The sequence below is a fragment of the Mycobacterium sp. OTB74 genome, assembly GCF_029892685.1.
GTDB lineage: Bacteria > Actinomycetota > Actinomycetes > Mycobacteriales > Mycobacteriaceae > Mycobacterium.
On record NZ_JARXVD010000012.1, the window covers coordinates 28,619 to 47,965 of the forward strand.

Genomic DNA, 19,347 nt, shown 5'->3' on the forward strand with positions numbered 1-19,347 from the left:
TGAGCGGTACACGGGCGCGAGACTTATCGTTTGAAAAACTCATCCGGAGCCCATCGCCCAAAGGAGTCGGAGACGGCCAACGCAGGCAAGACCCCACCCACCGAACCGCTCACGGCTCGGGAACGCCGGACCGTGCTCTCGGTGATCGGCATCGTCGGCGCGACCCTGGTCGTAGCAGCCGCGGTGGCATTCGTCGTCGGCGAGCGGTCGCCCGATCCTGCGAACGCTGGTGACCAATGCGTGACGGTAGGCGTTGCCAGTTCGATGGGCGGCGGCGTCGAGCACAACTGTGGCGCCGCCGCCCGCGCCTGGTGCAGCGCGGCGTATCAGAAGCAAGATGTGCACGCCGAGGCCATCCGGCAAGCCTGCCTGGCCGCGGGAATCGGGCCGTAATCGGTCTATTTTCGACTGACCCGTTTTTCGAATATCCAGACTGCAGGTGCGGTTGCCGTCGCGAGCCGTACCCTCGAAATACCGCTGGCCACCGCACACGCCAAATTGGGCGACGACGTGTATTCGCGCGCGCGACCACCTCTACTTTGTGTAACGCGAGCTAACTGACCCGCTTAATAAGTTGCGCCACAGCATATTTGGCACGCCCGTACAGATCGCACCAACCCGCACATCTGGTGTGAAAATACTGTGCAATCGCCGACCGTTAGCCGTGTGAATTCCGACAGATTCCTGAATGCCAATACCCGCCAGTCCGAGAAATCTGAAATTAACAGCGGAAACATGCGGAAGAAACTATCCCGAGTGAATATTTTGCGACCCCAAAGACGGGTTACAAAATCGGCATCGAAGGGCGGTCCCGCATGAATCCATATCCGGACTGGCTTAATCCAGGAGACAACGCCTGGCAGCTCGTTGCTGCGACGCTAGTGGGCTTGATGAGCCTTCCTGGCATTGCAGTGCTCTACGCCGGCATCGTCCAGAAAAAGTGGGCGGTGAACACGATGCTGATGGCCTTTACCGGGTTCTCACTGGTGCTGGTGGTCTGGGTGCTGTGGGGCTTCAAGATGGGCTTCGGCGAACCCATGAAGCTCGGACCAGGCATCCTGGAATCGGCGATCGGCAAGCCGCGAAGCATTCTGGGCACCGCCAACCAGCACCAAGCGAGCATCCCGCTGCTGGACGGATTGATGCCCAAATTCAGATTCTCCGAGACCGCCCTGGCGTACTTCCAGTTCGTGTTCGCCGCGATCACGCCACTACTGTTTCTGGGCAGCGTGGTCGGCCGGATCAACTTCAAGGTGTGGCTGATCTTCGTGCCGCTGTGGACGACATTCGCCTACTGCGTCAACGCATTCCTCGTCTGGGGCGGTGGCTTCTGGGCCCAGGCGCACACGGGTGTAAGCAGCCTGTTCTCTACCGGTGCGCTCGATTACTCCGGCGGCTACGTGATCCACTTGGCGGCGGGCACCAGCGGCTTCGTCGCCGCGGCGGTTATCGGGCCCCGATTGAACCGCGACCGCGAACGCGCAGTGCCCAACAACCTGCCGCTGGCTGCGGTCGGTGCCGGAATTCTGTGGTTGGGCTGGAACGGATTCAACGGTGGTGACCCCTACTTCTCGGGCGCCAACGCATCGCTGGCCGTGCTGAACACCAACCTGGCCACCGCGGTTGCATTGCTGACCTGGGTGATCTGGGACATTTTCGCCAGCCGCGAGAAGAAGCCGACATTCCTCGGCGCGATCAACGGCATGATCGTCGGATTGGTCGGCATCACCCCCGCCGCCGGCTTCGTCAACAGCTTTGGCGCCATGATCATCGGCGTCGTCGCGTCATCCCTGGTGTGGATGTCGTGGAACTGGCTGGGGCGCACGAAGTTTTTCGCCAAGGTCGACGACACCCTCGGGGTGGTCCACACCCACGGCATCGCTGGGCTGATCGGCGGCCTGCTGGTCGGCGTGCTGGCCGACCCGAATGTCATCCAATACATCGGCAACGGCAAGGACGTCAGCGACGTCACCGCCGCCGGTTGGCTCTGGGGCCATCACCCGGCACAAATCCTGGTTCAGCTCTGCGCCGCGCTGACCATCATCGTGTGGGACGCCCTGGTGACGTTCGCCATCCTGAAATTCCTCAGTCTGTTCATGAAGCTGCGCGCATCCGAAGCAGACCTGGAACTCGGCGATATCGGCGTACACCAGGAAGAGGCCTACCCGGACGAAGCTCTGGTCGGCGGCCGTCTCGACACGGTGAAGGTGTAACGCGATGAAACTCATCACCGCCGTGGTCCAACCGTTTACCGTCTCCGACATCCGCGCCGCAGTAGACCTAGCCGGCTTCCACGGCATGACGGTCTCCGAAGCCCAGGGCTACGGGCGCCAGAAAGGGCACACCGAGGTCTATCGCGGCGCCGAATACAACGTCGATTTCGTTCCCAAGGCACGGGTTGACATCGTCGTCGACGACGATCATCTGGAAGCCGTGCTTGACGCCATCGTCGGCGCCGCCCGAACGGGCAAGATCGGCGACGGCAAGGTGTGGGTGACCAACGTCGAGTCGCTGACCCGGGTACGCACCGGCGAACAGGGCGTCGAGGCGCTCTAGGACTCAGATTCCGAAAGCAATAACCACTCCGAAGTCCAGGCGCCCGGGTAGAGATCGCACTCGTCGATCTCTATCCGGGCTCTGCGTATGGTCTGCCCAGTGGTTCAGGGCGTTACGAATTCGCCAAACGCCCAAGTGATGAAAGATCCCAAGTGATGAAAGATAGGGACCGAGGGCTCACATACCGAGCCCGATGCCCACTCCGAAGTTGAGCTCCGGCACCACATTCCAATAGGGCGGCCGATCTACCCCGCCAGGTTCGCCCGGATTGCCGACACAAACGTCCTCTTCCACGCCGTCGACGGTGCGACTGTGGCAGTTGGCCACGTCAGCCTTCGTGATTGAGGTGACCGGGTGCACCCAAGCTGCCAGCAGCCCCGCACCGATCAGCAGCAGCGCGGCGAAAAGAAGCCGCACCGCCCCGACAATCGGGACGCTCACCGTTCCCTCGGAGTGTGGTTTAACTCCATGGCGTCGCACCCTTCAGCGTCGGCTCGAAGTTTACGCCCAGACGTGCACAAACGTCCGGAATCTCAGTTCCGGTTTCACTCCAGTCACACCAGCAACAGAAATCCCACAGGCATCATTAATGCTGTTTAACAACTCAAACAACATTAATAACAATTACATCAATTGACGCTTTAGAAACACACCCATCAACCGAATCCCACGTCGCCCTGGTGGCAATAACCACTTCATAAACTCCACCTCCATGAGAATGCCCTGACCTGCGGTGATGCCGCAGTAAAGAGAGAACCCACCAATCCCATAAGTCACAGAAATATGCAGGAATACTAAATTTCCTCGAAGAATAACAATTAACTCATTAGCACGGCTGATTAACTTACTTCTCGTCTGTACAGTGGGCCCCACGAGCCAATTGCGAACCACCAACCGCAGGCCGGGCCAATCCCGCGCCACAGGATCGAGGTCGACATGAGCATGCGCACACTGCTTCGAGCAGTCGCCATTTCAGTCGTGCTCGAGTTCTCCCAACTGGCACTGGCAGCCCCAGAGGCCAGTGCCGAACCCAACTGGGACGCCATCGCGCAGTGCGAGTCTGGCGGCAACTGGGGGGCCAACACCGGCAATGGGTTCTACGGCGGGCTGCAGTTCACGCCGGCCACCTGGGCATCCAACGGCGGCATTGGCGCACCGAATCAGGCCAGCCGCGACGAACAGATTCGAGTCGCACGAAATGTGTTGCGAACTCAGGGATTAGGAGCGTGGCCGGTATGCGGCGGGCCGGCCGGACAAGCGAGCGGCATGTGCCATGCGCTGGCATTCATCCCGCTGTCCAACCTGCCATATCTATGCCGGACGGTGCTGCGGATCTTCAGCTGACGGCCTGAAGGAGCAGCACGGGCTACATGCCCAGAAGCGCCAACTCCTGCGGCGTCGCCAGCCGTTCCTTTTCCGCTGGATAGGCCCAACGGTCATCGTGGCGGCGGGCCAGAGCGGCGGCGAGTTTCGAAACGACGCGTTCGACCTTGTGAGCTGTAGACATGGGACCCTCCCAAACCACGGATTCAGTTACTTGATTGCACTCAAGTCACTCTGATCACACTGAATCACACGGGTCACATTTGGAACACGGCTGCGTCACATGTCGCACACTATGGCGCGCCTTGCGTGTTGCCCCGCGGTTGCTGTGAGAAGGTGCTCGGCCGTTTGGAGCCGCGGAGGACGCGCCCAGGCCAATACGCGGCTACGTGCGGCAAACTACATGCGAACCCCGACGGCATCCCGGCCGGCGCACTCGTATTCACCAGCGATCCCCGATTCGACAACGGCAATGGACACGTGATGCTCCTCCAGGGCGACGGCACCTATCTGACCGCGAATTACTATGTCGCACCGAAGATTCGGGTAGTTCCACTCAACTCCAACGATCGTCAAGACCGCTTTCTGGGTTGGGCGGTCGTCTGAACATGTTGCCGTACAACAATTTTCACGGAGCCGTGCTAGCAAATTGATTTGCGCCAAGGTGGCCTGGCGCCCTCCCTATGTGTCAGGGAACGTCGACAAACTGACTGAAGGATTGGAAGCGGGCGGCGACGATACCCGCCTCATGGCATAGCCGTCCGATGTTTCGCACGTTCGTCGGCGTCACCTCTGCGGCAACGGCCTCTTTGTAGGCTCCCGCCCACGAGATGACGGTACGTTCGATGTCGCACCCCCACGATGCGCCCACACAAAGTCCTGCTTCGTCGCCGAAGTTGTAAGGCTTCTCGGAGCCACCAGTCCACAGCCCATCTCGGCGTAAGCCCTTGAATTCGCCGTTGGCTTCCCCAACGACATTCAGAAGATATCCGCCACGAGCTTCGACTTGCTCTCTGATGAACGCTTTGGGCTCGCTGTCATCGATGATGACCTTGGACTGCAGGTCCAGTTCTTTGCCGGGGTCTATGACATCAAGGTCAATAGGACCCGTCACCGCGGAAACGATGATGTTCGCCTCGCGCAGGACACTAGCGACGTCTGCTGCATGTCTGAGACTCGGAGTTTCTGGCCGTTCGAGAAGCCTCTCTTCGAGAAGGCGACCGCGAACGTCGTACAGGAGGACCGGTACGTCATTGAAGGCGTCCTGCGCATTCACGACGGTGGACCATCCGATAGATCCTGCCGCGCCTACGATGCCGAGTGTTAGATGGCTATCGCGGAAGGTTGCGGTGGTGAGTAGTCCTCGGATGGTTTCAAGAATCAGGTGGACAGTCCCGGCGTGACCAGTTGTGGTGGCTAACCCCGACATGTCGAACTCCGGGTGATTCTTGAACCCAAGGCCGTACGCACTGATCTTCGGGAGGGTTGCGCCCAATCCGAGGACTCGGGCCCCGAGTCGAACATGTGCAAGCTCAGCCGCTCGCTGCATGATCACAGACACGGTGCGAAAGAGTTCCGCTCGGTTGGCGGGTGCGCCCGGCTGCGGGCCGAAATCTGCTGTCATTGTGGAGAACAACGGTACGAATAGCGTTGCTCCGCGTTCCCCTTCACGTTGACTCTGAAGGTTCGTCTCGATGACGCTCGGTGGAACACCCAGTACCGAGCGAAGTTGAATCTCGGGTGTCACTCCGAATTCACGACTCGCGAGTGGAAAGAACGCGTCGGTATCGGTGGCGTAGATATCGCTACGCCCGTCGGCGCGTAGCGGCACCGCGAAGACGCTATCGATCGGATACCCGAGGATCGCCTCGCCAACGAGGCCATAGGCCCGAAATGCCGCCTCGGCGAACCTCACGCTGGACTCATACGCGGCTTGCACAACCGCGGGATCTGAATCGGTCTCGCTCAGAATCGATTGGCACAGATCATCGAGTTGGCCAAACACCCTGCTGCGAGACATAGTCTCGTAGTTGCGCCGGCCAATCCAGAATCCCCCCTTTGACCTAAGGGAATTTGCCAGAGCAAATCTCTCCTGGTGCGTCCTCACCGGCGCCCTAGAGGCGGTACGTCGGATGATTGATCGCAATCGCGTAGCGTCACTCCGCCTGCGCAACTCGCCTTCAGGAGTGCAGCCTCTAGCTTATCCACCCCTGGGCTACCGCACGCCCAGGCAATCGGGTAGCACAAGTACCAGACGCCTCGCCCGATAACATATAGCGGATCAACCTTGGGCACCATCGGTTCCTCCGTTATCGCAGTCCTGAGCGGTGCGGGTGTGAAGTTTCACGCTGTCACCGACGGAGGTGAATTGCGATCCGCCGTTCGGCTGACAGTCGCCCTGAATCATGTTGGTAGACAGGTGATTTAGATCACAGACCGCCGGGCGTTTGGCATTGATCCGAAGGGCGCGAGTCGGCCAGCAGTCGTTCCCCGGCATCGGCCATTGCCGATCTAACGGCCGCTTAGCACGTGAGCCGCACTTCAGTCACTCGCATGTACCTTCCCATGACCTACTCGGCGCGGGCATCGAACACGTTACCCTCAGCAACTGCGGACACGACTCGACGCCGTGCTCCTCATGCAGCTGCCGGAGTCACGGCCAATTCACTGTCGAACCCACATTTAAGTGGCATCGAGGAAAATCCTCCGCACTGCCGCGGCCTGCTGACAGCAATCCGCCGTGCGTGCAGTCGTTGTCGTTCCGGGACTGCATCCGGAGCCGACCAACCCCACGACATGATCTAGCGTCACGCCGACCCCGCACCCGTTGAATAGTGCGCTGCCAGCCGTCCCACTGATACGCTGCAGACCGTTAACCTGCGTTTTTGTCACGTAGGCCTGTGTGTAGGGCGGGCGGGGCTCGAACCCGCGACCAATGGATTATGAGTCCACGGCTCTAACCGACTGAGCTACCGCCCCAGTGCGATGCCGAAGCAATCGCGGCCCCTAGTTTCCCATGCCGCCCCAGGGGCGCTCCCAGGGGCCGCCCGCTCCCGGCAAAAGGACGACTCACGAAGAAATAACGATCGCGGAATTCGCGATTTCCCTCCTGCAACACAGCGTCCAATTACGCTCTGCTGCATACTGTTCACGCGCATCGCCAACGGGCCGACCGCGCGGGACCACAAGCCAGGAGGTAGCAGTCATGCGGCTGAAGCGAAGTTGCCTGAGTTCGGTTCTGGTACTTGCGTTTACAGTCGGCGGCATCGAGGTCGCTTCGCCCGCGGCGGCAGACTGCGACGGCAACGGCGTAGCGACCGTTTGCGCCCAGGGCGACGTCCGCGGCGGTGGCCCCACTCCCCCAACCGCCGGGTACCCGTCATATTGCGCCGACCCGTGGTACTGCGACGACGGCTGGGGCCTCGACGTAATCGTTCCAGTGCCACCTCGGCCAATACGGCCCCGACCCCCGGGTGGCGGAGGTGGTGGCGGTATTGGACCACGCTGACTTTGACCCTGTTCACCTACGAGAATTGGAGCCTCACATGATCTTCCGTACCTTCATCGGCGCCGGCCTGATCGCCGGTGCGACGCTCGTGGGCAGCACAGCGACCGCAGCTGCCGATCCGCCGAACTGCACCGCCGCCGACCTCGCCGGGGTGATGTCCGGCGTCAACGCGGGGATGTCGTCCTATCTGTTCACCCACCCTGACGTGAACGCTTTCTTCACCAGCCTCAAAGGCAAGCCTCGGGATCAGATGCGCACCGAAGTCACCAACTACATGCAGGCCAACCCACAGATACGAGACGAGATTCGTGGGGTAAGGCAGCCCGCCGCCGACTTCCGGGAGCGCTGCAACGCACCCATGCCCGAGGGCGGGCCCATGGGTGATGGGCCTATGAGCTGACAGGCAGCGCGTCAGCCCAGACCGAAGACCGTCTCCACAAGGACGACGAAGGACAACAGCCCCACCACCGCGACGCACACAGTGGCAAGCGCTTTGAAGATGGGGCCGTTCTTCGCTGTCCCGAGGACGGTCGATCTGTTGGCGAGAATGAGGACGTAGGTCAGCAGTAGTGGCGTGATGATCCCGTTGAGCACTTGGGCATTGACGACGAGCGCGACCAAGTTGCCCGGCGCCAGCGCCACCGCCGCACCGACGATGATCTGCAGCGTGAAAACGCCGTAGAACAGCGGCGCCTGACGCAGGCTCGCCGATACCGAGCGGGGCGTGCCCGTCGCGTCAGCGATGGCGTACGACGTCGACAGTGGGACGATCGAGGCGGCCAACAGGGATGCGCCGAGCAGGCCGGCGGCGAAAAGGGCAGGCGCCGCTGGGCCAACGGCCGGCCGCAAGGCTTCTGCCGCTTGCGCCGCCGACTGCAGTGGACCGCTGCCGCCGATCGCGGCGGCAGTGGCGACGATGATGAAAATTGCGATCACATCGCTCCAGATCGCCCCACTGACGGTATCGATCCGTTCGCCGTGATAGTCCGCTGGCTTGATTCCCTTGTCCACCACCGCCGATGCCACATAGAACTGCATGTACGGAGTGATGGTCGTGCCGATCAACGCCACCGCGAGCACCAGATAATCGTGACTTCCGACAAAGTGCGGCCACACCAGGTTGGCTGCCACCTGCTTGCCGTCGGGGTGTCCGAGAAACGCCGCGACGGGGTACGCAAGAAACGCCAATGTCAGGATCATGAATAGCCGTTCGGCTCGGGAGTACGAACCGAGCACGGTCAGACACCACACCAGGATTGCCGCGATCGGCACCGAAATCGCCGGCGGCACACCGAAAATCTGCATTGCGGCACCAACACCGGCGAATTCACTGACCGTCAGACCCGCATTGGCGACGAGCAGCAGCAACAAGGCGATGAACGTGCTACGCGCAGAAAACTGTTCGCGGATCAGTCCACCGAGACCTTCGCCGGTATAGACGCCGAGCCGGGAGCACATCTCTTGGACAACGACCAACGCGACGGTCACCAGCACCATCAAAAATAGTGTGCGATAAGCGAATTGCGCTCCCGCGCTGGCATACGTCAGGATGCCGCCTGCGTCGTTGCCTGCGTTGGCGGCAATCAGTCCCGGTCCCAGAACCGCGAGCACCGCCAGTATGCGTTTGCGCCAAGGCTGCCCCGGCTGCTTCGTCACCTCACCAGCAGGAGCGGTCATGAGACCTCCTCAGCGAGCAGTGCGGTCAGCCGATTGCGGTCGTCCGCACTCAATTCCGCCAGGATGGCTTCGCGCTGAGCGGGTTCCAGTTCCCGCAACGCGCCGGCCGCGGCGGAAGGCTCGACGTGGGCGGCTACCTGGGCTTGTTGCTGGCGACCCAGCCCTTCCAACAACGACGCAATATCGGACGCGTGGAGTTTGGTCAATTCAGCTGCAGGACGGGACAATTGAACGCTGCCACCGATCTGTCCGGCAGCATCCGCCGGGCCCTCCGAATCGGTGTGACCGGAGTCCGGGTAACGCGGCACGAACGCTTGCAACTCCGCCCAGTCGATCACCCGATTGGGCGGCGGACAGTTACGGGCCTTGGGTAACAGCCGGCGGAGGAACGCCGTGACCCCCACGTCGACACCGCCGAGCTCCCAACCGGCGGCGCCGTTGAGCACGTAGACGTCGGCGGCCCGGACCACCTGGACCCCCGCGATATCGACCAGCTGATGGTCCAGAATGTCAGCCGCCAGTTCGACGTCGCCAGGCTGCCGAACCAGCCGCGATACGCGGTGCACATCTGAACGCAGACACACCTCATGCTGTTGCAGTGTCACGTCGGCACTGTCGACCAACACGTATCCCGCGCCGGCACGAACCAGAATTCCGGTAACCATGGGGTGGTCGGCGCCGGCGGTCCAACGCACCACAACATCGCTGACCCGCCCCAGCCTGGTACCGGCATCGTCGCGGACAGGTCGGCCGAGCAGGTGCGCTATTGACACGACTTGTCCGGCGATCGCCCGACGCGTGGCGATCTGCTCACTCAGCCGTGCCGATATCCGTAACCGATTACCGCGGTGCCGGTCATCATCGGACCGAGTGCGCTTGGCGGCCATGTCACTACCAGGTTGTGCGCACTCGGTCGACGCGCATCATTTGGACTCCGCCGGTTCACCTGTCGACACCAGCCCATGCAGCTTCTTCACATCGTGACGCATGCTCAAACCGCCGATCACCTCGGTGATTCCGAGCACGATCAACCAAACTCCGGTGACCAGCGCCAGCGTTGCGATCGAGTCAAAGGGATAGGCCAAAACCACAATTCCGGCAATGCCGCTGATGATGCCGAAGAAGATCGCCCAGCCGCGACCGGGAAAGTGCTTGTCGGCCAATGCCGCCGCAAATGCCGACACTCCGCGAAAGATGAATCCGATTCCGATCCAGATGGCCAGTAGCAGTATCGCGTAACCCTCACCGAAATGGCGAAATGCCAAGACCCCCAAGATAATTGAGATCGCACCGCTTAGAACGCTCAAGAATTTGCTGCCCGCAGAGGCCGGCAGGCTGAAGGCGGCGAAGATCATCACCACACCCGACACCACCAGGTACACGCCGAATACTGCGGCGGCGGTGACAATCGAAAGCCCCGGCCACGCCAGGATCAGGACACCAAGAATGATGGCTAGCACTCCGAACAGCACAGTCGAGGACCACACGCGGTGGATGAATCCCTCAACTGGATGGTGATTCTCGGTCATTGTCGCTCCTCAGCTGATGTGAGTTGTGGTGGACACGGATGCACATACAACAGTTCGATCATCGCCCAGACCTGGCTTAACGCCGTTGTATATATTGACAGGAATGCAGGTTCTGCGCTATCCCTTCTAACAATTCGCCGTTCGCGCGAAGGGTGTAGAAGGGCTGAAGGCAGACGGGACTGCGAAACGCAGCGCCGTCGATAACTTGGGTTTCGGATAGGTCGCTTTGTACGAACACGATTGGCGACCAAGGCGGTCAGAATCGGCGGACGAATGTTCCAGCCGCAGGCGATCAATCACAACATAGTTGCGCTATGTACCGATGAATGTAGAACGCGTCCAGTCAATCCCGGCGCTGCTTTTCACGGATTGGAGCGAATACGATGACCGCACGAGACTACGGCGGGGTTGGGGTAGACAACCGGACCCGCACTCTGTTCGGACAAGTCATGTGGTTCGTGGCCGCCACCGCCGGCTTTTTCGCACTCGGCTCCTATCTGGGCCGAAACCTCGCCGGCGGTTGGACCTTTGTGTTCTATCTCCTGGCGTTCGGCTGCCTGATCGGGATGCGGTTTGCCGTACGCAGCTCCCCCGCCGGTAGCGTCGCGCTGCTCTTCGGTGTCGGGCTGCTCCTCGGCCTGGCGATGTCGCCAACTCTGGTGTACTACGCCAACGCGGACCCGCAGGCGCTATGGGAAGCCGGAGGCGCCACCGCGCTGTTCATCGCCGGCTGCGGCGCGTTTGGCTACGCCACTCGTACCGATCTGTCGGGCCTTGCCCGGGTGGGCTTTTGGGCGCTGATCGCACTGATCGCGTTCGGCGTTGTCTTGATCTTCGTCCACATCCCGGGCGGTGCCGTCATCTACTCGGTCTTGGGTCTGGTTGTGTTCGCAGGCCTGACGATGTACGACTTCCAACGCCTGCGCCGAACCACCGATCTCGATTCCGCGCCGTTCATCGCCTCGTCGATCTTTTTGGACGCACTCAACGTGTTCTCGTTCTTCCTACAGCTTTTCGGCGGTCGAGGCCGAGACTGATCGCCGACGGCAGGCAAGCACGTGATAAATCCAGACCCCAACCGGCTCGGCGGACTCGAATGGGCCCGGCGGACCCGCGGTGCTCTGACCTCGGCGGAGCGGCGCCGATTGATCGGCGCAATCGCGGTCAGTCAAGTCGCCAACCTCATTGGTCGGACGAAATTGGCGCTGGGAAAGCTGCCCGAAGGCGCGACAGACGTCGATGTGCGCGACTTCGAGGCGCCCGACTCGCAGCTGGCACGTGAGGCCGAAGCAGCCTGCGCCGAGCAGTCCGATCTGCTTGCCGCACACTCATACCGGACCTGGCTGTGGGGAATGGCACTGGCTGCCGTAGATCGCCAGCGGCTCGATCGAGAGCTGTTCTACTGTGCCGCGTTGGTTCACGACTGGGGAGCCACGACCACCGTCGTCGGCGAGGACTTCACGATTCGCGGCGCAGAGCGCGCGCTGGCCTGCGCCGATGCAGCGGGCATCGATCCCGCCCGGGCCAATCTGATCGCCGACGGCATCTGTTGCCACACCACGCCTGGGGTGACCGTCGAGAGGGACGGCGCGATCGCGTACTACGTGCAATACGGCGCTATGGTCGATGGCGCCGGCTTACGTGCGTGGGATGTCGCGCCCCACAACATCAAGGAGACCCTTCGGCGCCATCCCCGCGGGCCCGGCTTCAAGCGCGGACTTAGTGACATCGTCAGAGCTGAGGCGCGTGCGATGCCGGAAGGGCGTTTTGGACTGGCCCGGCGATATGGCATGACGCTCGCCGTGCACCTGGCGCCGTTCGACAGCTGATCGGCTTGATGGCCGTTACTGTGCCTTCAGTGCGGGTCGGTGTGGGCCGTATCTTTGGCTGTAACGCGAAGGGACAGAATGGCTACCGACGAGTTAGGCACTGGACTGCCGTGGGTCGATGCCATCGCGGCGTCGTTTCCACAGCATTCGTTTGATGAGTTCCACACCCGCGAACTCCCCGCTCTCAGCGCACGGCACGGTGCCCTCGTCATCGAAGACCTTGCCGGGGTACCGCCACTTGCCTTCCAGTTCCCTGACGGCACCACCTACACCTGGCGCGCGACGCCATCGGGTGTGGAGGCAAGCCGCGGCGACAGCGACGCCGCCACCTTGGTCGAGCTCGACGCGACCACCTTCTCGGCGTTCCTGAACAGACTGCTGTCCGCATCCGGCGCCGTCCGCACTGACCGGGCGCGGCTGCATCGCGGAACCCTGCAGACCTGGCAACGCTGGGAGCCCGCCATCCAAACCCTGCTGACCGGAACCCCGATCTACACCGCCGCGGTGCGGGACAGTCTCGTTGACCGTGCCGGCAAGCCGCTCGATCTGCACCAGACATTCACGGTTGACGACGATCTCGAAACGATGCGCCACTTTTTCAATGTCGCCGGCTACCTGCATATCAGTGGCGTCTACAGCCCCGCCGAGATCGCCGCGTGGGGCGCGGAGGTTGAAAAAGTACGCACCATGAGTTCCCCCGGTGACCCGTTTTCGTGGTGGTCGTTGAACTCCAGCGGTACCGAAATCGTCACCCGCATCAACTATCTGGGCCGCTACTCCACCGTCCTGCAAGCGTTGTGTACAGAACCACGAATGACCGCGTACGCCCGACTCGCGGGCCCCGAACTTCGGGTCTGCGACGACCGGCTCGACGGGCCAATGGTTTTCATCAAGAACTCCGATGTGGTCAAAGGCGACGGCGATCTGGGCTGGCACGTCGATGACGGCATCGGCGGACACCCCGTCATGTGCCCACTGATCCAGGCGGGCATCCAACTCGATTACGCAAACGCGGCCAACGGCCAATTGATGGTTCTGGCCGGGTCGCATCGCTACACCAAGCACTGGGTCCAATGGGGGCAAGAGGGCGACCTACCCGTCGTCAAGCTGGATACCGAACCTGGCAATCTGACACTGCATTACGGCGACATCATGCACAGCACTCCCCCGCCGACCGCGCCTAATGCCGGGCGCAGAGTCTTGTACTACAAGTTCGCCGAAGAGAAGACCTTCGGATGGGTTCCGGCGGGATGCCACTACAACGATGCGCTCTTCCGCGTCGATGCCGCCGGCAAGGTATCCAGCCGGGCGGCGACGCACTGAGGACACCCGACCAACACGAGGCATCATGTTGAGCGTGACCGGCACTCACTCGTTCGATAAAGCCCTGCAACTGCAGCCCGTCGATGACACCCGCATGCGTGGCAGGACTCAGCCGGAATGGGCGAACATGGTCGGCCCATTCGGCGGGGTCACTGCGGCGACACTACTGCGCGAGGCAGAGATGCGGCCGGATCGCATCGGTGAACCGCTGGCGCTCACCGTCAACTTCGCGGCGCCCATCGCCGACGGCGAGTTCGACATCTCGCTTCGACCCGCCCGCACCAACCGGACCAACCAGCACTGGATCGCCGAACTCAGCCAACAAGGCGACGTCACGACAACTGCCACCATGGTCTTCGGCGTCCGTCGAGACACGTGGTCGGACAACGAGACCCGGATGCCGACCGTGGTGCAACCCGAGGGACTCGCAACCAGCGGCCCTCCACTGACGTGGGTCAGCCAATATGACACGCGGTACGTCGAAAACCCTTTTCCGGCAGAGGGTTCCGCGCCCGGTCAGTCATCCAGGACGACGTTGTGGGTGCGTGACGCCCACCAGCGCGGCCTTGACTTTGCCGCGCTCGCTGCGATGTCCGACATCTTCTATCCTCGCGTTTTCCTACGGCGTGGCCAATTTTCCCCGGCCGGGACAATTTCGCTCACCACGTACTTTCATGCCAACGGGCAGGAGCTCGAAGAACTCGGCGGTGACTTCGTGTTAGGCAGTGCACACGCAAACCGCTTCTCAGACGGGTACTTCGACCAGAGCGCACATGTTTGGGCCCGCGACGGCGCGCTGTTGGCCAGCACCCATCAGCTCGTGTATTTCAAGAGCTGAAGCTCAGGAGAACACCGGCTGGCCGTCCGCACCCAGCAGATAACGCTCGGTCCCTTCAGCCACACGTGGCGCGTCCCCGCCTAGCGCCACGGCGATCTTGTTGATGGCGTTGCGCATGACGTCGAGCGTGATCTCCGTGGCCTCGGCGTCGGAGAAATGCGCACGCACGCCGGCGACCACATCCGCCGAAATCTGCCACGGCGTCCAGACCAGCGCGTCGACGTAACGAAGCGCGGCCTTGTGCCGCTCGTCCAGCAACTGCGATGACTCGTACAGCTCGATATCGGAGTACATCGACTCGTTGCCACCCGCATCCAGCGCGGTGCCCTCGCGCAGCGACTTGCACAGCCGGCAGTTGTGCGCCGCGGCCCCGCGCAAGCGCACTACCTCGGTCATCACCGGGTCCAACTCGCGGAGCGCGCCGACGGTGCTCGCGAACCGATTCAGCAGCAGGTCCGTCGGATCGGTGTCGCGGTCCCAATCACCCGGATCGGAAACCGGCGGCAGCCCCAACGCAGCGAATCCAGCACGAACCCGTGGCACGAAGTCGGCGATGAACATCAGCGCTGCCACACGAAAAGCATTGCGGCCCAGCGCTGCCAAAAATTCCTCGCGCTGAGCGGCGGTGATCGCCGACACGTCAGTGCTGAACTGTTCGGCGAACTCGGCGACCAGCGGCTCCAAGTCAGCGGACGGACCGACCGCCACTTCATGGGGCAGTGCCACCAACCTCAGCGTCTTTGCCGATTTCTCACGCATCACTGCATTGAGCCGGCGATCAGCAGATGGTGACAACGCGATCAGAGACGTCAGTAGCTGCTCCACGCTCCGGATTATCGCCTTGATGAGACCATCGACGCATGGGTTCGACCATCTCGGCCGCATTCGCATCGGACAACGCCGCCCCGGCCCACCCTCACGTAATCGAAGCCATCATCAGCGCCAATCAAGGCGCCGTGAGCTCTTATGGAGCCGATCCCAGCACCGATCGTGCTGCGTGTGCCCTCCGAGAGGCATTTGATGCGCCCGATGCCGAGGTTCTTTTCGCGCTGACCGGTACCGCTACCAACATCATCGCGCTGGGCGCCGCGGCGCAACCCTGGCAACAAATACTGTGCAGCGACATCGCGCACTCGTTGCTAGACGAAGCCGGCGGCCCGGTCCGGCTGTCCGGTGCACAGTTGACGCCGCTGCCCAGTGACGATGGCCTCATCGCACCGCAGTCGCTGGATCAGCACATCGCCCGTCGCGGCGATGTACACCACTCCCAGCCACGTATCGTCACCATCACCCAGTCCACCGAGAACGGCCGCGTCTGGTCTCCCGGCGCACTGGCCGAATTCATCGATTACGCCCACAGTCACGACCTGCTGGTGCATGTGGATGGTGCCCGCCTGGCCAATGCCATTGCTGCGCTGGGCGTGCATCCTCGCGATGCCGTCGGCGACGCCGATATCGTCACAGTCGGCGGCACCAAGAACGGTTTGTTGTTCGGTGACGCAGTGGTGGTCCGCCGGCCCGAACAATTCCGTGGAATTCGCTTCCTGCAGAAGCAGATCGGCCATCTGGCCAGCAAACACCGGTTTGTCTCGGCTCAGTTCGAAGCGATCTTGCAAGACGGCCTTTGGTTGCAGACCGCGGCCCACGCCAACCGCATGGCAGCCGCATTGAGCGACGGAATGCGGGCGGCAGACGTGCGACTGGCCGCCCCGACGGAGGCCAACGAAGTGTTCGTCGTCCTTGATGCGCAGACCGTGGCGCGAGTCCGAGAACACTTCGCCGTGCACGCTCCCGACCCACTGCTACCGGTGATCCGATTCGTCTGCTCCTGGGCTACCACCGAGGAGGATGTGGCAGCTGCGCTGAGCCTTATTGCGCCTGGCTGACCGACGACATGTGAAAGTCCGGAATCCGCAGCGTCGGCATCTGCGCGCGGGTCGCCCAGTCCCCCCATTCGCGGGGCAGGGTCTGCTCGCTGATGCCGGCCTCGGTGGCCCGACGCAGCAGGTCCAAAGGGCTCTCGTTGAACCGGAAGTTGTTGACCGCTGCCGTCACTTCGCCGTCCTCGATCAAGTAGACCCCGTCGCGGGTCAGCCCGGTGAGCAGCAGCACGGTCGGGTCGACCTCGCGGATGTACCAGAGCGTGGACAACAACAGCCCACGCTCGGTGGCCGCGATCATATCGGCCAGCTCGGCCGTGCCGCCGGTCATCAGCAGGTTGTCGGCGGGCACCGCGACGGGTGCACCGAATTCCACTGCGGCAGAACGCGGATAGGCCAGGGCATTGATCGCGCCATCGCGAATCCAGTCCACCCGGCCGATGTCAAGGCCGTTGTCGAACACCGACACCCGTTCCGACGAACTCGATGTGGCCACGAACGGCTGGCAATTCAGCCCTGCGGCAAGGGGATCCGAGTACAGCGTCAGCCCCAGGTCGGTCAGCTTCTCCCCCACCCGGGTACCCCCCGGCGCCGACAACGCGGTGCGCCCTTCCTGCGCGCCACGGCCGTCCATGCTCCAGCCCAGATAGATCATCATGTCGGCGACGGTGGACGGCGGCATCAGGGTCTCGTAGCGGCCAGCCGGCAATGCCACGGTGCGCGACGCCCACCCCAACCGCAACGACAGGTCATCGAGCATGGAATCGATTGGCACATCAGTGAAGTCGGCAGTACTGACACCGACCCAGGCGCTCGCGCCATTGCGTTTGGCATTGATTTCCACCGACCCCGTCGGCTGGCTGAACCGCCGCCGAATGCCTCCAGAGGTAGCGAGGTAGACGGTGTCAAGTTCGTGCCGGGCGAAGCCGTACAGGGCGTCGGCCCCCTGAAACCCGGCGGCCAAACCGTTTGCGACACCGCCGAATACCCCGGCACCGGTCAGTGGCGAGGGCGCGTCCCAGTCATCGGGGCATTCCGCACCGGACAGCGCAGGCGCGCTGTCCCGCGCCTCCGGCGCCGACCGAGCCGACTCCTGCGACGCGGCAACCAGCCCGGCGATGGTGTCCGGATCCACTTCACTGGACTTCACCGAGCCGACATGTGCCGCATTCTCTTGGCGGACAATCGAGATGACCGTGGTTTCCCGGCTGACAGATTCGCCGTTTGTGGTCATCGAGTTGCCGGCCCAGCGCAGCGACGCGGTAGACCGGTCGGTCACCAGCACGATGGTTTCGTCGACGCCGCCGCGACGGACAGCCTCAGCCAGCACCAGTTCGACGACCTGTGGTGCACTGATCATGAACGCCCCGATTCGGTTCGCGTGTTGAGCACATTGATGCCACGGAACAACGCCGACGGACAGCCGTGACTGACCGCGGCTACCTGACCGGGCTGAGCCTTGCCGCAGTTGAACGCCCCGCCTAGACGCCAGGTCGACTGTCCGCCAACGGCTTCCATCGACCCCCAGAAATCCGTGGTGGTTGCCTGGTAGGCGACGTCGCGGAGTTGCCCGTCGAGCTTGCCGTCGCGGATGCGGAAGAACCGCTGCCCGGTGAACTGAAAGTTGTACCGCTGCATGTCGATTGACCACGATTTGTCGCCGACGATATAGATGCCGTCCTGGACCCTCGAGATCAGGTCGTCGGTGCTCAGGTCCTCGGGGCCGGGCTGCAGTGAGACATTGGCCATCCGCTGAATCGGGACGTGGTGCGGGGAGTCGGCGTATGAGCAGCCGTTGGACCGAGCCACCCCGAGCTTGGGTGCGAATACTCGATCCAGTTGGTAGCCCACGAAAACTCCGTCGCGCACCAGGTCCCAGCTCTGCGCGCGCACACCCTCGTCGTCAAATCCGATGGTGGCCAGGCCGTAGTCGACCGTGCGATCGGCAGTGACGTTCATTATCGGCGATCCGTACTGCATGGTCCCGAGTTTGTCCGGAGTGGCGAATGAGGTGCCCGCGTAGGCCGCCTCGTAACCGATGGCACGATCGTATTCTGTTGCGTGACCGATGGATTCGTGGATGGTAAGCCACAGGTTGGTGGGGTCGATAACCAGGTCGGTCGGCCCGGGTGTCACGCTGGGCGCCTTGACCTTCTCAGCCAGCAGTGCCGGCAGCTGCGCCAGTTCTGTTGTCCAGTCCCATACCTCGTCGCCTGCAACGGCCTCCCAGCCGCGTGCAGTCGGCGGGGCCAGGGTCTGCATGTTCTCGAAGCTGCCTGCATCGGTGTCGACGGTGACGGCCTCCAGCGACGGCATCACGCGGACCCGCTGCTGGGTAATCGACGAGCCGAACGCGTCGGCGTAGAACACCTGCTCCTTGACCGCTTGCACGCTCGCCGATACGTGATTCACTCCGTCGGCCGCGAGCAGACGGCCGGTGTATTCGCCCAGTACCGCGATCTTGTCGGCGGTGGGTACGTCGAACGGATCGATGCGGTAGTCCGACACCCACAACACATCGCTGTACACCGGCTCGGGTGCCAGCTCGATGCGTTCGGCATTCAGCGGCGCCAGTGAGACCGCCACCTGCACCGCACGCCGGGCGGTCTCGGCGGCCACGGCCGGGCTCAGCTCAGCATGCGATGCGAAACCCCAGGTGCCGTCGACGATCACCCGCACCGCCAGACCGATCTCCCGGGTCACCACCGAAGTCTCCAATTCGCCGTCGCGCAACTGGATCAGTTCGGTGGTGATGCGGTGAATCCGCAGGTCGGCGTAGCTCGCACCAGCCGTCAATGCAGCCGACACCGCGGCCTCGGCCAGCTCATGACGCGGTAATGCCAGGAAATCGGCGTCAACCCGCCTCAGCACAGTCACGGCTCCA

General features: G+C 62.5%; 19 protein-coding genes and 1 tRNA gene. 10 read left to right on the plus strand and 10 right to left on the minus strand.

Annotated features, from left to right (window positions below; genetic code table 11):
• The first annotated feature begins 30 nt into the window (after positions 1–30).
• From M2432_RS16830 to M2432_RS16840, 3 genes are all read left to right on the plus strand, one after another.
• The gene (locus M2432_RS16830; RefSeq protein WP_280827966.1) at positions 31–393 is read left to right on the plus strand and encodes a hypothetical protein; all 363 of its coding nucleotides are present in this window, start codon (positions 31–33) and stop codon (positions 391–393) included.
• A gap of 422 nt (positions 394–815) precedes the next feature.
• Complete coding sequence (locus M2432_RS16835; protein WP_280827967.1) at positions 816–2,213, plus strand: ammonium transporter; 1,398 nt, start codon at positions 816–818, stop codon at positions 2,211–2,213.
• Between the two features lie 4 nt (positions 2,214–2,217).
• Positions 2,218–2,556 carry a P-II family nitrogen regulator gene (locus M2432_RS16840; RefSeq protein WP_280827968.1) on the plus strand — a complete coding sequence of 113 codons (339 nt, stop codon included), beginning with the start codon at positions 2,218–2,220 and terminating at the stop codon, positions 2,554–2,556.
• A 177-nt stretch (positions 2,557–2,733) separates the two neighbouring features.
• Here the strand turns inward: M2432_RS16840 and M2432_RS16845 are convergent, their stop codons facing one another.
• Positions 2,734–2,997, minus strand: a complete 264-nt coding sequence (locus tag M2432_RS16845) for a hypothetical protein (protein ID WP_280827969.1) — start codon at positions 2,995–2,997, stop codon at positions 2,734–2,736.
• 495 nt (positions 2,998–3,492) lie between these two features.
• Between M2432_RS16845 and M2432_RS16850 the strand changes: the two genes are divergently transcribed.
• A complete protein-coding gene (locus M2432_RS16850; RefSeq protein ID WP_280827970.1) occupies positions 3,493–3,900 on the plus strand; it encodes a transglycosylase family protein in 408 nt (135 codons plus the stop codon).
• A 22-nt stretch (positions 3,901–3,922) separates the two neighbouring features.
• Here the strand turns inward: M2432_RS16850 and M2432_RS16855 are convergent, their stop codons facing one another.
• From M2432_RS16855 to M2432_RS16865, 3 genes are all read right to left on the minus strand, one after another.
• Positions 3,923–4,063, minus strand: coding sequence for a hypothetical protein (locus M2432_RS16855; protein ID WP_280827971.1), 141 nt, complete (start codon positions 4,061–4,063; stop codon positions 3,923–3,925).
• Between the two features lie 504 nt (positions 4,064–4,567).
• Entirely contained in the window at positions 4,568–5,794 is a 1,227-nt protein-coding gene (locus M2432_RS16860; RefSeq protein WP_280827972.1) for a hypothetical protein, read from the minus strand.
• A gap of 990 nt (positions 5,795–6,784) precedes the next feature.
• A tRNA-Ile gene (locus tag M2432_RS16865) sits at positions 6,785–6,858 on the minus strand.
• A 566-nt stretch (positions 6,859–7,424) separates the two neighbouring features.
• Between M2432_RS16865 and M2432_RS16875 the strand changes: the two genes are divergently transcribed.
• Positions 7,425–7,787 carry a heme-binding protein gene (locus M2432_RS16875; protein ID WP_280827974.1) on the plus strand — a complete coding sequence of 121 codons (363 nt, stop codon included), beginning with the start codon at positions 7,425–7,427 and terminating at the stop codon, positions 7,785–7,787.
• Between the two features lie 11 nt (positions 7,788–7,798).
• Here M2432_RS16875 and M2432_RS16880 read toward each other — a convergent pair whose 3' ends face one another.
• The 3 genes from M2432_RS16880 to M2432_RS16890 are packed head-to-tail and all read right to left on the minus strand — an operon-like array spanning position 7,799 to position 10,593.
• Positions 7,799–9,064: a divalent metal cation transporter gene (locus tag M2432_RS16880; protein WP_280827975.1), complete on the minus strand. Its 1,266-nt coding sequence runs from the start codon at positions 9,062–9,064 to the stop codon at positions 7,799–7,801.
• On the minus strand, positions 9,061–9,951 hold the full coding sequence (locus tag M2432_RS16885; RefSeq protein ID WP_280827976.1) for a hypothetical protein: 891 nt from the start codon (positions 9,949–9,951) through the stop codon (positions 9,061–9,063). The genes M2432_RS16880 and M2432_RS16885 overlap by 4 nt, the downstream gene beginning before the upstream one ends.
• Positions 9,952–9,987: 36 nt before the next feature.
• A complete protein-coding gene (locus M2432_RS16890; RefSeq protein ID WP_280827977.1) occupies positions 9,988–10,593 on the minus strand; it encodes an HdeD family acid-resistance protein in 606 nt (201 codons plus the stop codon).
• 383 nt (positions 10,594–10,976) lie between these two features.
• On the opposite strand from M2432_RS16890, the gene M2432_RS16895 reads away from it, so the two are divergent.
• The 4 genes from M2432_RS16895 to M2432_RS16910 all read left to right on the plus strand — a co-directional run bounded on the left by M2432_RS16895 (position 10,977) and on the right by M2432_RS16910 (position 14,583).
• Positions 10,977–11,630, plus strand: a complete 654-nt coding sequence (locus M2432_RS16895; protein WP_280827978.1) for a Bax inhibitor-1 family protein — start codon at positions 10,977–10,979, stop codon at positions 11,628–11,630.
• A 21-nt stretch (positions 11,631–11,651) separates the two neighbouring features.
• Positions 11,652–12,422 (plus strand): hypothetical protein, encoded by a 771-nt coding sequence (locus M2432_RS16900; protein ID WP_280827979.1) that lies wholly within the window; start codon positions 11,652–11,654, stop codon positions 12,420–12,422.
• A 78-nt stretch (positions 12,423–12,500) separates the two neighbouring features.
• Positions 12,501–13,745: a phytanoyl-CoA dioxygenase family protein gene (locus M2432_RS16905; protein WP_280827980.1), complete on the plus strand. Its 1,245-nt coding sequence runs from the start codon at positions 12,501–12,503 to the stop codon at positions 13,743–13,745.
• Between the two features lie 34 nt (positions 13,746–13,779).
• Complete coding sequence (locus M2432_RS16910) at positions 13,780–14,583, plus strand: thioesterase family protein (RefSeq protein ID WP_280827981.1); 804 nt, start codon at positions 13,780–13,782, stop codon at positions 14,581–14,583.
• Positions 14,584–14,586: 3 nt separating this feature from the next.
• Here M2432_RS16910 and M2432_RS16915 read toward each other — a convergent pair whose 3' ends face one another.
• Positions 14,587–15,408, minus strand: coding sequence for a carboxymuconolactone decarboxylase family protein (locus M2432_RS16915; protein WP_280827982.1), 822 nt, complete (start codon positions 15,406–15,408; stop codon positions 14,587–14,589).
• A gap of 35 nt (positions 15,409–15,443) precedes the next feature.
• On the opposite strand from M2432_RS16915, the gene M2432_RS16920 reads away from it, so the two are divergent.
• Positions 15,444–16,469, plus strand: coding sequence for a beta-eliminating lyase-related protein (locus tag M2432_RS16920; protein WP_280827983.1), 1,026 nt, complete (start codon positions 15,444–15,446; stop codon positions 16,467–16,469).
• On the opposite strand, the gene M2432_RS16925 is transcribed toward M2432_RS16920, so the two are convergent.
• Both M2432_RS16925 and M2432_RS16930 read right to left on the minus strand, forming a co-directional pair.
• Positions 16,453–17,823, minus strand: a complete 1,371-nt coding sequence (locus M2432_RS16925; protein ID WP_280827984.1) for a metallopeptidase TldD-related protein — start codon at positions 17,821–17,823, stop codon at positions 16,453–16,455. The genes M2432_RS16920 and M2432_RS16925 overlap by 17 nt on opposite strands.
• Positions 17,820–19,340: a TldD/PmbA family protein gene (locus tag M2432_RS16930; RefSeq protein ID WP_280827985.1), complete on the minus strand. Its 1,521-nt coding sequence runs from the start codon at positions 19,338–19,340 to the stop codon at positions 17,820–17,822. Before M2432_RS16930 ends, M2432_RS16925 begins: the two co-directional genes overlap by 4 nt.
• Positions 19,341–19,347: the final 7 nt, after the last annotated feature.

Bases quoted from the DNA above. Each gene is read 5' to 3' on its own strand.
- M2432_RS16925 (WP_280827984.1), bottom strand. From the start codon at position 17,823: ATGATCAGTGCACCACAGGTCGTCGAACTGGTGCTGGCTGAGGCTGTC.
- M2432_RS16920 (WP_280827983.1), top strand. From the start codon at position 15,444: ATGGGTTCGACCATCTCGGCCGCATTCGCATCGGACAACGCCGCCCCG.
- M2432_RS16890 (WP_280827977.1), bottom strand. From the start codon at position 10,593: ATGACCGAGAATCACCATCCAGTTGAGGGATTCATCCACCGCGTGTGG.
- M2432_RS16835 (WP_280827967.1), top strand. From the start codon at position 816: ATGAATCCATATCCGGACTGGCTTAATCCAGGAGACAACGCCTGGCAG.
- M2432_RS16855 (WP_280827971.1), bottom strand. From the start codon at position 4,063: ATGTCTACAGCTCACAAGGTCGAACGCGTCGTTTCGAAACTCGCCGCC.
- M2432_RS16880 (WP_280827975.1), bottom strand. From the start codon at position 9,064: ATGACCGCTCCTGCTGGTGAGGTGACGAAGCAGCCGGGGCAGCCTTGG.
- M2432_RS16850 (WP_280827970.1), top strand. From the start codon at position 3,493: ATGAGCATGCGCACACTGCTTCGAGCAGTCGCCATTTCAGTCGTGCTC.
- M2432_RS16875 (WP_280827974.1), top strand. From the start codon at position 7,425: ATGATCTTCCGTACCTTCATCGGCGCCGGCCTGATCGCCGGTGCGACG.
- M2432_RS16895 (WP_280827978.1), top strand. From the start codon at position 10,977: ATGACCGCACGAGACTACGGCGGGGTTGGGGTAGACAACCGGACCCGC.
- M2432_RS16840 (WP_280827968.1), top strand. From the start codon at position 2,218: ATGAAACTCATCACCGCCGTGGTCCAACCGTTTACCGTCTCCGACATC.
- M2432_RS16885 (WP_280827976.1), bottom strand. From the start codon at position 9,951: ATGGCCGCCAAGCGCACTCGGTCCGATGATGACCGGCACCGCGGTAAT.
- M2432_RS16905 (WP_280827980.1), top strand. From the start codon at position 12,501: ATGGCTACCGACGAGTTAGGCACTGGACTGCCGTGGGTCGATGCCATC.